Origin of the sequence: Paenibacillus sp. Mc5Re-14 (assembly GCF_001049835.1) — a bacterium.
Classification (GTDB): Bacteria; Bacillota; Bacilli; order Paenibacillales; family Paenibacillaceae; genus Paenibacillus; species Paenibacillus polymyxa_C.
This window is the reverse complement of sequence record NZ_CVPD01000001.1, coordinates 2,771,368-2,784,763: the sequence shown is the minus strand read 5'-3', so window position 1 is coordinate 2,784,763 and position 13,396 is coordinate 2,771,368. Positions and strand designations below refer to the sequence as shown.

The window sequence follows — 13,396 nt, the reverse complement described above, 5'->3', positions numbered from 1 at the left end:
TAAAACTATCTGTGAATGGTGAGCATCACTAGTGTCAAAGAATGAAAAAAGAGAGCGCTGAACAGCGCTCTCTTTTAATAAACCATATAGATATTAGTAGGCCAATGCAAAAAGTCCTTTGATGTGGGACAAGTAACGGATGTTACTGCCTTCTTTCATCAAAGTAGCTACAGCGCCTTTCAGTTGGGTGCCATTCGCGCCTACAGTACCGATCGCGTCTGTTCTTCCCAAGCTGCCCAGTGTACCGGAGAACACTGGCGTAAAGCGTTCCATTTTCGCTCCGTTGAAATAAGCGAAGATGTTGTAACCAACTAATTCGCCCATTTGCCAAGCCAACTGTGCAGTTGGAGGGTATGGACGCTCGCCTTCACCTGGGAACACTACTGCGCTGTCGCCAGCGAGGAAGATGTCTTCGTGGGAAGTCGATTGCAGTGCGCCATTCACAGTTGCGCGACCACGGTTTACTTCGATACCGGATGCGCCAACCAGTGCATTACCTTGTACGCCGCCTGTCCAGATCAGTGTGTTCGTTTTGATCGAACGTCCGTCTTTCAGGAGAACTTCGTCAGCTTTCATTTCTGTAATCGGAACACCCGCTACGATTTGAACGCCACGTTTTTCAAGGCTTGTTACTGCACGATCAACCAATGGTTGAGGGAAGCCTGCCAAAATAGATGGTCCAGCTTCTACGCAATACAAGTTGATATCTTCGTAGTTGATGCCTTTTTCACGGCAAACTGCAGGCAGTTTGTCAGCATATTCGCCCACCAGCTCAACACCAGTCAGACCGCCACCACCGATAACGATTGTAGCGTCCGCTTTGTTACCGGATTGCTTGTAAGCATCCAGACGAGCTTCCACATGTGCGCGGATGCGATTAGCTTCTGCTACTGATTTCAGCGTGAAGCTATGCTCTTGCAGCCCTGGAATACCAAAGTATGCCGTTTCACTGCCCAGGGAAATAACGAGAGCGTCATAGCTCAACGTAGCACCACTGGCCAAGGTTACTTTCTTATCGTCCGGCTTGATTTCGGAAACTGTATCCACTTTCAGGATAATATCTTTGTTGCGCAGCAGTTTTTCCAAAGGAAGCGCCACAGCTTTTTCGGCAATAGTACCTGCCGCCAAACGGTGCAGTTCCGTAATAATTTGGTGCGACGCAAAGCGGTTTACTACTGTAATGGTTGCTTGGCTAGCGTCCATATGCTGGCGTGCTGTGAGAGCGGCCAGCAATCCGCCGTATCCGCCGCCCAAGATCAAAATTTGCTTCGACATGTCCATCCTCCGTTCTCGATCAGGTAATTATTTGCTTTCGCGTTGGCGCTCATTCAGAATATCCAGGAAAGCCTGGCTGAAACGCAGCGTTTTTTGTACATTAGGATCTTTAAGCATTTTGAGCAGGCCAAACAGACCTACACTGCCGTCCGTAGTTTGTACACGGTCATTTGCTTCAATTGCAGCAGAAGCCAATCCTTTAGCCGAATCTGTAACAGGCTTCACAAACTCTCCCATGGAGTTTTTCATATCTCCGATAAAGACAGGGTCAGTTGCCAGACTGCGTGCTACATCATAAGCATCGGTCATAAAAGTAACCATCTCAGTCAACTTTGGCAGATTCTCTACCAGTACGGTCAGCGATTGCTGAACCTCCGGTTTCATCAATTGGTCCAATACATCCCGAGACTCTTTGGTAGCTTCTTGTGTTACGGCCACCTCTTGTTGGTTTTCAGACATGCGTGAACGTCCTCCTTTACTGTGAAAATAGAAGTCCATTCCTTTCTCGTAACCTGTATCATAAACTCTAGCAATAAAACGTTCAATGAATTCGCCCTTAAACATGCAAGAAGCACAGCTTAAACCGGCCTATACCCTAAAGGGCAAGACTGATGATCGCAGATGCCAATTGTATATTGCTTGGACGTTATTCTGTTGTTGTTACTGCTGCGGAATATCTCACGAAGCACTCCCTCGTGACTACAACAGGACGAAACGGAACCCTATACCTCTATATTACACCTTTCACAACCCAATCGTCGAAGAAATTTTAAATTTGCACAAATTTCTGCAAATTTTTTATTGTTATTTTAGATAAAAATTAGAATAAGCACGATTTTTGTCTAATTTCACCTTAAAAAAAGGGGCATTTTATACTAGAGATGGGTAATAGAGAGAGTGAGTTTCTGTTCATTAATATGAAAACCAATACAAAACATATTCCTACGGAGGGTTGAACGATGGCTAAAACATTTGCAGATATGGTTCAAGAAGCGAGGCAGCACGTTCAGGGCATTACTTCACAGGAGGCACGTCAGCGAATTGAATCAAATCCGGATACATTCGTTATCGACGTACAGGATTCTCATGATGCAGGTGCTTGCGGCCTAATTCGCGGAAGCGCCAATATTTCACTAGGCATGCTGCCCATCCGCGCTGACCTGGGCGTTCCACAAGATTTGCGTGATGAACGCTTACGTGACCGCAACCGCCCGATTATCACCACCTGCGGGGCAGGCGGACAAGCCGCACTGGCAGCTTATATACTCCAACAGATGGGCTTTACCAATGTAGCCTTTATCGAAGGCGGTACAACAGCCTGGAAGGAATCCGGCTTTGAAGTAGAACTGTACTAAGGGAATGTTGCCGATTCCCCAAGAATCGCCTTAGGTACGTAAGGTGTCCTCAGAAGCATCGGGAGGTTCAAAATCATTCGGAATCGGCAATGGCACACCAGACTCGATGAATTCCTCTACATCACGGGCAGCTTTAACTTGATTGCACTCGTTGCAGGCGCATACACAATTTACTGGCGTGGTGTGTCCACCTTTAGCCCGAGGAAGTAAATGATCAATCGTGTCACCATAGCCACCGCAAAAAAAGCAGGTATAGCGGTCACGTTTAAGCACATATTGGCGGAATTCCTTGTTGCTATAAAGTCTGCGGACCGTGTACGGATTCACAATCACTGCCATGCGTTCTCTGACCAGAGTCATCGCCAAATCAAGCTCAATCTCTTGATGCCAGCGTCTCCCTTGGTCGGTTTTGCCTCTTAGCCGAATCATGCCATTGCGATTAAGCCGCAACGCACGGGTATCCGCAGGCTTCAGCCTGCTAAGCAAATGGCGAACCCGTTGCCGATGGCGCTCACGCGCTTTGTCCGTGACGGGCTTCCTACGGGGGCGTTGAGAATCATTAGAAGGCTGCGCGGACGCTTCCAGACGATACGCAGCCGTATCTGCTTCGGAGCCATGCCGCTCTACAGGAGCAGCCAAGGGCTTCGTTTCCTCATGGGAAGGAGCGGACGTAACAGCCCGTTCTTGCGGGGCTAACCCCCGGCAGGAACGGCAAGGACCACGCCGGGAATAAGGCCCAGCCCGGCGACCGGTTCTGCGCTGAAAGTCCGTTAATGGTTTTGTCTCCTGACAATACGTACATTTTTTCATCAGCGGTTCTCTCGCTTCATCCTTATCCTGCTGCAGGTCTGTCACGTTCATCCCTCCTTCCCTCTCTTGGTCGAGCTTATGGTTTGCCCGAAATCCGAACTATTGCTAAGTTAGATTCATTTTACCGTTTTCACGTTTCCTTTTCTAGCCATCGAGTCGTTGTGATCACTCAATGTATAACAAATTTTAATGATTTAGCATACGCTATACAGCGATCCATGTTCTTCATCAACATCATATTGGCCATCAGACGTTTAGCCCCCCTCACTTGGTGGGTAACTTGTTATATATGAAGGAGGGACGTACATGAAAAGGAACCATACGATGATGCAATTTTTCGAGTGGAATGTCAAAGCTGACGGTTCTCACTGGAAAAAGCTTGCCCGCCTGGCACCGGAACTGAAGGCCAAAGGAATTGACGCGATATGGATTCCACCTGTCACCAAAGGCCAATCTCCTGAGGATACGGGTTACGGCGTCTATGACCTTTACGATCTGGGCGAATTTGACCAAAAAGGTGCAGTGCGCACCAAATACGGAACCAGGGAAGACCTGCTGGAAGCTGTCGCATCCTGCGTTCGCCACGGCGTAGCCGTCTATGTCGATCTGGTCATGAACCATAAGGCTGGTGCGGATGAAACCGAAGTATTTAAAGTCGTCGAGGTCAACCCGGATAATCGTAATGAGGTCATTTCCGAGCCCTTTGATATCGAAGGCTGGACTAAATTTACATTCCCCGGCCGACAAGGTAAGTATTCCACATTTCAATGGAACTTCGAACATTTTAATGGAACGGATTACGATGCAAGTCAGGACCGGACAGGAATCTATCGTATTTTAGGTAAAAACAAAAACTGGAGCGATAATGTAGATGATGAATTCGGCAATTATGATTATTTAATGTTCGCCAATATTGACTATAATCATCAGGATGTGCGCAAGGAAATGATCCGCTGGGGCAAATGGCTGGTGGATACTCTACAATGCAACGGATTCCGTCTGGATGCGATCAAGCATATTAATCATGAATTTGTACGAGAGTTTGCTACAGAAATGATTAAAAAGCGTGGGCAGGATTTTTATATGGTAGGCGAATTTTGGAAACCGGATCTAGAATCTTGCCAAAAGTTTCTGGATACCATCGATTATAAAATCGACCTGTTTGACGTATCCCTCCACTACAAACTACATAGCGCTTCCTTGGGTGGTAAGGATTTCGATTTAAGCACCATTTTCGAGGATACGCTGGTTCATACCCATCCCCTGAACTCGGTTACTTTTGTCGATAATCATGATTCCCAGCCGCACGAAGCGCTCGAATCTTGGGTAGAGGACTGGTTTAAACCCAGTGCCTATGCACTCATCCTACTGCGCAAAGATGGTTATCCCTGCGTATTCTACGGTGATTACTACGGTATCCAGGGACAAACGCCTGTGAAAGGCAAGCAGGCTGAGCTAGACCCGCTCCTATATGCCCGGTACCACAAAGCTTATGGTGAGCAAAAAGATTATTTTGATGATCCCCATACGATTGGATGGGTTCGTCAGGGCATTCCTGAGCTACACAGCTCTGGATGTGCTGTGGTGATCACTAACGTAAATGACGGGGAAAAGCGCATGTTCGTGGGTAAACAACGTGCAGGAGAAAAATGGACCGATTTGACCGGGCATCACGATCATACCGTAAAGATCGAACAGGATGGCTATGGCATATTTCCCGTTCGTGCTGGCAGTGTATCGGTATGGGCACTTCCTACTGAGGAAGACAGCCTGGAAACAGAGGATACCGCGAGTGCTTGATGTTTAACAACTTAAAGAGGACAGGATGCAAGGAAGCGCCCTGTCCTCTTTGTATATGGAAAATCACTCCGTCACCTTGCTTTGGTTGGCCACAGCCTGTTTCTTTGCCTCTACATGACTCGGATCACCAAGATAGAAGCGCCGGATAGGATCGATATGCTCATCCAGCTCATACACCAGTGGGATACCTGTCGGAATGTTCAAATCCAGCAATGCGGTTTCGTCCAAATTCTCCATGTACTTGATCAAGGCCCGTAAAGTATTACCGTGTGCGGAAATGATAACCCGCTCCTTTTTAAGAATCAACGGCATGATCCGTTGCTTCCAAAACTCACCAACCCGATGCACCGTGTCTTCCAGACTCTCCCCAAGCGGTAGCTCCTCTGGCTTAATATGGCGATAACGCTCTTCTCGATGTGGACTCCGTTCATCCTGCGCATCCAACATAGGAGGTCGCACCGTCAAGCTACGCCGCCAAATATGAACCTGTTCCTCGCCGTATTGCACGGCGGAATCCAGTTTGCTATGCCCCTGAAGCGCACCATAGTGGCGTTCATTCAGCTTCCATGACTTCTGCACGGGTATCCACAGATGATCCAGCTCATCCAAGATATGATACAACGTGCGGATAGAACGTTTTAACACAGAAGCAAATGCCAAGTCAAACGTATACCCAGCCTCCTTGAGGATACGTCCTGCCTCGATAGCCTCATGAGTTCCCTGCTCAGTCAGATCGACATCCGTCCAGCCTGTGAACAAGTTTTGTCGGTTATACACGCTTTCTCCGTGCCTCACCAGCACCACCTGATACATATACCTCACTCCTCACCTATCTATCCTCTATGTTTTACCCAACTTCTATGTATTTAACGTAAAATGCATTTTTTAAACCGCTTCTTGCATACAAAAAAGACGACATTCAGCCGTCCTTCTTCTCATTCTACTTAACCATATGAAGTAATCGCAGACCTTAGTCCCTATTGCTCAACTTGGCTAGCAGATCCAATATTCGTACATATAGCCACACTAACGTTACCAGCAATGCAAAAGCGCCATACCATTCCATATATTTGGGTGCACCTTGATCAGCTTGTTCCTCAACGAAATTAAAATCTACGAGCAGATTCAAAGCGGCAATGATGACGATAAATAAACTAATACCAATACCCACCCAGCCCGTTTCATGGATGTACGGAACATTCATACCGAAAAAATTCAAAATAAAATCAACCAACGTCACTAGAAAAATCGCCATCGTACATAGGACAACAAATGAGATAAAGCCACGTGTCACCTTGATGATTCGTTGTGTATACATAAAGAGCATCAAGAACAAGATACCCACTGTCAGCAAAATGGCATTAACTACAATTCCAGGGTACTCATATTCCATAAAAGCGGAAACGCCACCCAAAGCAAAGCCACTCAGAATCGCATATACAGGAGAGAGCAATGGAGCCGTTTTGGGAAAAAAGGATATCGAAAGTGCTATGCCTGCCATCCCAATAAAGCCTGCCGTCATCAACGATAGCACCTCTATGGTTCCTTGATAGGTCATATACCAGGTAATACTGGCAGAGACGATGAGCAGGACTAGCAGAAGCAACGTTTTGTTCACCGTTCCTCCGATAGTCATACGTTGTTCGCTAGCTTCTCTTTCATCTTCACGCAAAAAGATGTCATCACGTAAAACCGGGTTGCTAAAGCTCATACAGGGTACTCCTTTTCGATGTGTTATTTACGATGCCATATGTATATATCGGTACAACCTGAGAAAAGTTTCAGAAAATTTCAAACAATAAAAAAACTCTAACCTTGCTTTTCAGCAAAGCTAGAGTTAGAGGGTCAAGTCGTTACAGATTAAAAATCAGCAGTAGCAATTTGGATGCTACCTGTTACTGCTCCAACTGGAGTAGCTTGGAGAGCAGCTACCAGCAGCAAGGCAACTTCTAACGTCAGACTATTGCCCGCCGGAATAGTATAAGTGATCACAGGAGCATTGACACGGGTAACCACAAGATCCACCGGATTGGCACCGAAATTATTAACGGTAATTGTAGCATTACTACCGCCTCTCAGGTTTTCAAAAAAGGACTTACCTACACCAGCAGCAAGATTGTAAATTTGCGAAGGTAAAAGGATCGCCATAGAACTCACCTCCCTTGCATTTGATAGTGTATTCTATGCTTCCAATCTATGAACGTAACGTTAAGTGACTCAGTAATAAGACACAATTTAAAAGACTCATAGATTAACATTTCTCTATATGTGCTAAAAACAACCTGTCATTCTGAAAGGTTAAACCATTTTTTTCATATCGTAAGCCTAATCATGATAAAATACGTACCATAATGGAAAAGACCCAAGGAGGATAACCACATGAAACAGGAACTGATTGACCGCCTGACTACATATGTTCAGGTAGATACCCAATCCGACGAAAGCAGCCACACATGCCCCACCACACCCGGACAGCTCACATTGGGCAACCTCCTGGTAGACGAACTGAAAGCCATCGGTATGACAGACGTAACCATGGATGATCATGGTTATGTGATGGCAACCCTCCCCTCCAATACGGATAAAGAAGTGCCCGTCATTGGTTTTCTGGCACACCTCGATACGGCTACTGAGCTAACTGGGGCAGGAGTAAAGCCACAGTTGACGGAGAACTATGACGGAGGCGATATCACGCTGAATGCCTCACTTGGTGTAGTCCTTTCTCCACGTGAGTTTCCCGAATTGACTCAATATAAAGGCCACACCCTGATCACAACAGATGGCACCACCCTGCTCGGTGCAGACAACAAAGCCGGTATCGCAGAAATCATGACAGCGATTCACTATCTGATTGATCATCCAGAAATTCAACATGGCAAAATTCGTGTTGCTTTTACACCGGATGAAGAGATTGGAAGAGGACCTGAGCGCTTTGATGTAGCCGCCTTTGGCGCTGAATATGCTTATACGGTAGACGGCGGACCGCTCGGAGAGCTGGAGTATGAGAGCTTCAACGCCGCGGCTGCTCATATTACCATTCATGGTGTAAATGTACATCCCGGTACGGCTAAAAACAAAATGATCCACGCTGCCAAAATCGCTATGGAGCTGCACAGTAGATTACCTGTGAATGAAGCCCCGGAATATACAGATGGGTACGATGGCTTCTATCATCTGTTGGAGTCTACTGGCACAGCAGAACAAGCCAAACTATACTATATTATCCGCGATTTTGATCGTGAGAGCTTTGAGAACCGGAAAGCTTATTTGACAAATATCGTAAAAGAGCTCCAGGCTGCCTATGGAGACAATCGTATTACGCTGGAGCTGAGAGACCAGTATTACAACATGAAAGAGAAAATTGAGCCTGTCAAACATATCGTCGATATCGCTCATGAAGCAATGACGAAGCTGAATATTGAACCCATTATCAAGCCGATTCGTGGAGGCACAGACGGTTCACAGCTGTCTTACATGGGACTGCCTACACCGAATATTTTCACAGGCGGGGAGAACTACCACGGTAAGTACGAGTATGTGTCGGTGGATAACATGGTGCTTGCAACCAAGGTTATTGTGGGGATTGCACAATTGTTCGAGCAGCGTGGCAAGTAAGCCGCTTATACACAGCACTGACACGTTCAAATTAAATCTGAAGGCATATCGTTTCTATTACGAAACGATATGCCTTTTTTTCTGAATTTTCTTTAAATTCTCAATACTTTTATAACTTTTATCCGTCTTTAGACCGACAATTATATAGGACTATAAAAAATATATTTAGTAAAGAAAGGTAGGCAATCCACTTGAATACAATAGATGCATTAATTGCAGCCATTCCCTACATACAACAGATTATGCGGGAGAAAGTAACCCTTGCTCTTTTCGACCGTACTCACGTTCTGGCTTATACCCAATCAGAGGATATGAATCTTGGCTTTGAAACCGGCTCGGAGCTGCTTGAGGACTACAAAAATTTCGCCATGCTTAAAAATGGATGCGAGGCCAGCTTGACCCACATTCCGGCTGAAGTTCTGGGATATCCTCTCGATATGATCAGTATTCCTGTGCTTGATGATAATGGGGACGTCATTGCAGCGTTTGCCGCTTCCTATAATTTGACCAACAGAAATCAGCTGGATCAAATCGTATCTGAAAACCACTCCATTACCGAGCAGCTCATTGAAATGGTGCAGCATGTAACAGCACATTCAGAGGAGCTACAAGCTACCAGTGAACACATTTTGAAGAACACCCAATTTGCCGTACAAAACTCGGGTAAAATTAATCAGGTCGCTGTATTTATCAAGGAAATTTCCGATCAAACCAACCTGCTTGGATTGAATGCCGCGATTGAAGCCGCACGTGTCGGAGAAGCAGGGGCAGGCTTTGGTGTCGTTGCTCAAGAAGTACGCAAGCTATCTGTAGAGTCCAAAAAAGCGACAGTCGATATTGAGGGAGCCCTTAAGGATGTACAGAACTCCATTCGTCAGATGGAGCAGGAAATAGAGCAAATTGTTGCTTCTTCTCAAGAGCAGGCGACTCTGGTAGGCTCTTTCACCGAAGTCATGGAGCGTATGCAAAAGGCGAGCGAAACGATGCAACATCTGGCCGATAACCTGACTTCCTATATTGTAAAATAACTAATATTGTTTATTGGCATGAGAAAGGGGAGCGCACTGATCCGCAAATGGCGTAAAAGTGCGTTCCCCTTATTTACAAAATCCCTACTGGGTCTAACAATCCAAATCTAAACTCAAGCAGTATAAGAAAAAACACCATGATTCGAAGGATACACGGGGTCTAACTGTCCCAATGTATTTCCTACCGGAAGAGCAACACTAAGAAACGCTAAGACCATAGTTATCGAGATTAATGCCTTTTTCATTATGAAGCCCCCTTAATAAAATGGTTTGGTATTGCTCTTGCTGCGACAGGGTTGCCAAATCTCGATAAGTCTCGAACAGTGCAACCAGTGTCCTAAAATCAGTATTGGCTTCTACACCAATAGAGAATTGCAGAGAAACAAGGATATAATTCAAGGCAACGATGTACTGTTTCTTTTTCAACTGGTAAATAGCTAATTGGTTGACCAGTTTTAAATAATATACGCGGTTGGCTCTATCTTCATAACCTTCAAATATCTTAATATCATCGGCAAACTCGTTCAGCAGGTCGTCAATGTCCCAATTGTTCAAGTTAGCTGCTTCAGCAATACCAACCAATCCCGGGAGTAGCTCCTCGTCATTGTCGTGAAGAAACTGAACATATTCTGGTAAAAGTTCCTTCTTCCCCGAAAGTAAATCAATCGTATATAAATTGGCCTTGGCGAGAAAACGGAATCTCTCTACTTCTTCGTGACCGCTTTGATCCAGTCCCATAAACCAACCCATTTCGCTATACTTCATAATATAATCTCTGGCTTCCTCATACTGGCCCATATTCTGATAATAAATCGATTTCGCTAGATAGCTGTAAGCATAATAAAACACCAGCGGGTGTTTGGCGTTCAATGTCTCGTACTTGCCGTCTGCAGCATTTCTCAGTTGGGTGTGATACAGGCTTTCAGCCAACGAATGCAGATAATCCGCAACCTTGTTCGCTTCATCCCAATCATTACACGTATAGCTGATTCTAAACAACTCGCAAGCTTTATCGAGCGCGTGGCTGTCCGACAACAAATAAATAGCTTCCCTTTGGTTCAGGACCTCTTCCACTAAACCCCGCCTCCCTATCCTGAAAATTAAAGTCACCCCTAGCCTAGTGGCTATTCTTCAGGGTAGTTATGCTGTTAGACTCCCTTTTTTTGCATACCAGTATATTACAAATATAGTCAAAACCTAACTTGAAGTCAATTCAATTATCAGTACATTCATACTTTTGCAACCTGACATGGATGTGTATATTTTACTGGTTACGAATAGATGATTTTCATTATCGAAATAATGCTAAAGAAGACAAAATATTGGCTCTCATATGGGTGGTTTTCATGGTCTATAGTATCGTCAGGGTAACTACGTTACGAATTAGTGCGTACTTTTCAACCGAATACCGGGGCCTTACAATCAAACCTGTGCATGAAAACAAAGTATAAGTACGACTCAACAAAGCATGTACCTATTCACCAAAATACAAATTCACTTAAGGAGTGAAGTTAATAACATGGAACTTCAATTGGCTTTAGACTTGGTAGATATCCCGCAAGGTATCGCATTGGTAAAAGAAGTAGAATCGTATATTGATATCGTAGAAATCGGTACGCCGATTGTCATCAATGAAGGACTTCATGCTGTAAAAGCAATGAAAGAAGCATTTCCCAATCTAAAAGTACTGGCTGACCTGAAAGTTATGGACGCAGGGGGCTATGAAGTGCTAAAAGCTTCCGAGGCTGGTGCAGATATCGTGACGATTTTGGCTGTAGCTGAAGATGCAACGATCAAAGGTGCTGTAGAAGAAGCTAAGAAACAAGGCGGCAAAAAAATCCTGGTGGACATGATCGGTGTTAAAAACCTGGAGCAACGTGCGAAAGAAATCGACGCTTTAGGCGTTGACTACATCTGTGTGCATACAGGCTACGATCTGCAAGCGGAAGGTCAAAGTCCGTTCGAAGCACTGCAAACCGTCAAAAAAGTCGTAAAAAACTCCAAAACAGCCGTAGCTGGCGGCATCAAGCTGAGTACATTGGCTGAAGTGGTAAAAGCTCAACCGGATCTGGTTATCGTAGGCGGCGGTATCACTGGCGAAGACGACAAAAAGGCTGTAGCTTCGCAAATGCAGCAGCTCATCAAACAAGGTTAATCCAATGGAAACCTCTCAATATTTATCTGAGGTCATCAAGGAACTGCAATTCGTTCCACAGCTAATCAGCGATACCGAATCAGAACAGTTGATCCACTCCATCGCTGCTGCGAATAAGGTATTCGTAGCAGGAGCGGGGCGCTCAGGGTTCATGATTCGCTCGCTGGCCATGCGGTTGATGCATATGGGGGTTCAAGCTTACGTAGTTGGGGAAACCGTAACCCCTGGCTTGAGCGAGGGAGATCTGCTGATTATCGGTTCAGGCTCTGGTGAAACCAAAAGCTTAGTCTCCATGGCAGACAAAGCGAAGAAACTCGGGGCCTCACTGGCGCTGCTTACCACTTCCCCCGAGTCCACCATCGGCAAACTGGCCGATATCATCGTCAAGCTGCCCGGCGCACCCAAGGACCCTTCCAACAAGGATTACCAGACCATTCAGCCCATGGGCTCACTGTTTGAGCAAACCCTGCTGCTGTATGGCGATGCGTTAGTGCTCAGCACGATGGAACTACGCAAGCTGACCTCTGAATCCATGTATGGTCAACACGCCAACTTGGAATAAAACTGCTTGTTCCTTTGCGATAACAAGGCAGGCTGCTTACATGTCCGAGCATGTAAGCAGCCTGCTTTTTTTTGTATTAAATGAGGTGATTCTCTTGTCTGCACAAGTTTGGATATTCATTCTGAAGCATGGGCTCTTTCATCCGTTCAAATGGACCATACAGGCTATTGGCCCGATACACGAGCGTACGATGATCACGCCCCGTGCCGCCACAGGTGCACAGCAGGTAATAACGACTGCCGATGTGATACAGATGCGGCCCTTCGGTCCATACGCCGCAATCTCCATGAGCAATAGCCACAGGCTCGGTCAATGCCTAGCCTGTAGCAATATCCAGCTCATACTGAATAATATGCGACTCGGCATCTGCCCCGGATTGTACGGTAACATACACTTTCCCGTCGTCATCAAATAGCAGGGACGGATCTATATTTCCGTAAGGAATACGGATCGGATCAGACCAAGGTCCCACAGGGTTCACAGACGTAATATAAAAATTGTCTATTCCCATCACATCTGTCGTAATCAGGTAGAATACACCCTGATGATAGCGCAATGTGGGCGCATATATACCTTCTGAGCTCTTCCGTGTGGACAAATCAATCTGACTGCGCCGATTTAATGCATGCCCGATCTGCCGCCAATCGGTCAGGTTTCGGCTATGAAAAATCGGCAACCCCGGCATGTATTCAAATGAGCTTGTCGCCATGTAATAATCCTCTCCGACACGTATCACGCTCGGATCAGGATAAAATCCGGGGACAACCGGATTCGTATAGCGCAAGGTAGCCATAGC

The 13,396-nt window shown here is 45.8% G+C and carries 13 protein-coding genes and 1 pseudogene; 6 read left to right on the top strand and 8 right to left on the bottom strand.

Going from position 1 to position 13,396, the window contains the following annotated elements; translation table 11 throughout:
* Positions 1–93 precede the first annotated feature (93 nt).
* Entirely contained in the window at positions 94–1,275 is a 1,182-nt protein-coding gene (locus tag BN1546_RS12645; protein ID WP_013373647.1) for an NAD(P)/FAD-dependent oxidoreductase, read from the bottom strand.
* 27 nt (positions 1,276–1,302) lie between these two features.
* Entirely contained in the window at positions 1,303–1,734 is a 432-nt protein-coding gene (locus BN1546_RS12640; protein WP_013373648.1) for a DUF1641 domain-containing protein, read from the bottom strand.
* Positions 1,735–2,234: 500 nt separating this feature from the next.
* Between BN1546_RS12640 and BN1546_RS12635 the strand changes: the two genes are divergently transcribed.
* The gene (locus BN1546_RS12635) at positions 2,235–2,630 is read left to right on the top strand and encodes a rhodanese-like domain-containing protein (RefSeq protein ID WP_058830321.1); all 396 of its coding nucleotides are present in this window, start codon (positions 2,235–2,237) and stop codon (positions 2,628–2,630) included.
* A 30-nt stretch (positions 2,631–2,660) separates the two neighbouring features.
* Here BN1546_RS12635 and BN1546_RS12630 read toward each other — a convergent pair whose 3' ends face one another.
* Entirely contained in the window at positions 2,661–3,485 is an 825-nt protein-coding gene (locus tag BN1546_RS12630; protein WP_090737765.1) for an HNH endonuclease, read from the bottom strand.
* Positions 3,486–3,746: 261 nt separating this feature from the next.
* Here BN1546_RS12630 and BN1546_RS12625 point away from each other — a divergent pair, with 261 nt between their 5' ends.
* Positions 3,747–5,240, top strand: coding sequence for an alpha-amylase (locus BN1546_RS12625; protein WP_090737763.1), 1,494 nt, complete (start codon positions 3,747–3,749; stop codon positions 5,238–5,240).
* Positions 5,241–5,303: 63 nt separating this feature from the next.
* On the opposite strand, the gene gpmA is transcribed toward BN1546_RS12625, so the two are convergent.
* The 3 genes from gpmA to BN1546_RS12610 all read right to left on the bottom strand — a co-directional run bounded on the left by gpmA (position 5,304) and on the right by BN1546_RS12610 (position 7,388).
* A complete protein-coding gene (gene gpmA / locus BN1546_RS12620; protein WP_013373653.1) occupies positions 5,304–6,053 on the bottom strand; it encodes a 2,3-diphosphoglycerate-dependent phosphoglycerate mutase in 750 nt (249 codons plus the stop codon).
* Positions 6,054–6,210: 157 nt separating this feature from the next.
* Positions 6,211–6,951 (bottom strand): Bax inhibitor-1/YccA family protein, encoded by a 741-nt coding sequence (locus BN1546_RS12615; protein ID WP_013373654.1) that lies wholly within the window; start codon positions 6,949–6,951, stop codon positions 6,211–6,213.
* Positions 6,952–7,100: 149 nt separating this feature from the next.
* Positions 7,101–7,388, bottom strand: coding sequence for a hypothetical protein (locus tag BN1546_RS12610; RefSeq protein ID WP_013373655.1), 288 nt, complete (start codon positions 7,386–7,388; stop codon positions 7,101–7,103).
* A gap of 231 nt (positions 7,389–7,619) precedes the next feature.
* On the opposite strand from BN1546_RS12610, the gene pepT reads away from it, so the two are divergent.
* Together pepT and BN1546_RS28400 are read left to right on the top strand one after the other, a co-directional pair.
* Positions 7,620–8,855, top strand: a complete 1,236-nt coding sequence (gene pepT, locus BN1546_RS12605) for a peptidase T (protein WP_025676684.1) — start codon at positions 7,620–7,622, stop codon at positions 8,853–8,855.
* Between the two features lie 191 nt (positions 8,856–9,046).
* The gene (locus BN1546_RS28400) at positions 9,047–9,883 is read left to right on the top strand and encodes a methyl-accepting chemotaxis protein (RefSeq protein ID WP_090737761.1); all 837 of its coding nucleotides are present in this window, start codon (positions 9,047–9,049) and stop codon (positions 9,881–9,883) included.
* A gap of 198 nt (positions 9,884–10,081) precedes the next feature.
* Here the strand turns inward: BN1546_RS28400 and BN1546_RS12595 are convergent, their stop codons facing one another.
* Positions 10,082–10,957 carry a DNA-binding protein gene (locus tag BN1546_RS12595; protein WP_090737758.1) on the bottom strand — a complete coding sequence of 292 codons (876 nt, stop codon included), beginning with the start codon at positions 10,955–10,957 and terminating at the stop codon, positions 10,082–10,084.
* Between the two features lie 445 nt (positions 10,958–11,402).
* On the opposite strand from BN1546_RS12595, the gene hxlA reads away from it, so the two are divergent.
* Positions 11,403–12,038 (top strand): 3-hexulose-6-phosphate synthase, encoded by a 636-nt coding sequence (gene hxlA / locus BN1546_RS12590; RefSeq protein WP_013312540.1) that lies wholly within the window; start codon positions 11,403–11,405, stop codon positions 12,036–12,038.
* Between the two features lie 4 nt (positions 12,039–12,042).
* On the top strand, positions 12,043–12,600 hold the full coding sequence (gene hxlB, locus BN1546_RS12585; protein WP_058830326.1) for a 6-phospho-3-hexuloisomerase: 558 nt from the start codon (positions 12,043–12,045) through the stop codon (positions 12,598–12,600).
* A gap of 76 nt (positions 12,601–12,676) precedes the next feature.
* Here the strand turns inward: hxlB and BN1546_RS12580 are convergent.
* A pseudogene (locus BN1546_RS12580) lies at positions 12,677–13,393 on the bottom strand (glycoside hydrolase family 43 protein).
* Between the last annotated feature and the right edge of the window lie 3 nt (positions 13,394–13,396).

Coding starts and splice junctions, on each gene's coding strand:
- BN1546_RS12625 (WP_090737763.1), top strand. CDS start 3,747: ATGAAAAGGAACCATACGATGATGCAATTTTTCGAGTGGAATGTCAAA.
- BN1546_RS12640 (WP_013373648.1), bottom strand. CDS start 1,734: ATGTCTGAAAACCAACAAGAGGTGGCCGTAACACAAGAAGCTACCAAA.
- BN1546_RS12615 (WP_013373654.1), bottom strand. CDS start 6,951: ATGAGCTTTAGCAACCCGGTTTTACGTGATGACATCTTTTTGCGTGAA.
- BN1546_RS12610 (WP_013373655.1), bottom strand. CDS start 7,388: ATGGCGATCCTTTTACCTTCGCAAATTTACAATCTTGCTGCTGGTGTA.
- hxlA (WP_013312540.1), top strand. CDS start 11,403: ATGGAACTTCAATTGGCTTTAGACTTGGTAGATATCCCGCAAGGTATC.
- hxlB (WP_058830326.1), top strand. CDS start 12,043: ATGGAAACCTCTCAATATTTATCTGAGGTCATCAAGGAACTGCAATTC.
- gpmA (WP_013373653.1), bottom strand. CDS start 6,053: ATGTATCAGGTGGTGCTGGTGAGGCACGGAGAAAGCGTGTATAACCGA.
- BN1546_RS12635 (WP_058830321.1), top strand. CDS start 2,235: ATGGCTAAAACATTTGCAGATATGGTTCAAGAAGCGAGGCAGCACGTT.
- BN1546_RS12645 (WP_013373647.1), bottom strand. CDS start 1,275: ATGTCGAAGCAAATTTTGATCTTGGGCGGCGGATACGGCGGATTGCTG.
- pepT (WP_025676684.1), top strand. CDS start 7,620: ATGAAACAGGAACTGATTGACCGCCTGACTACATATGTTCAGGTAGAT.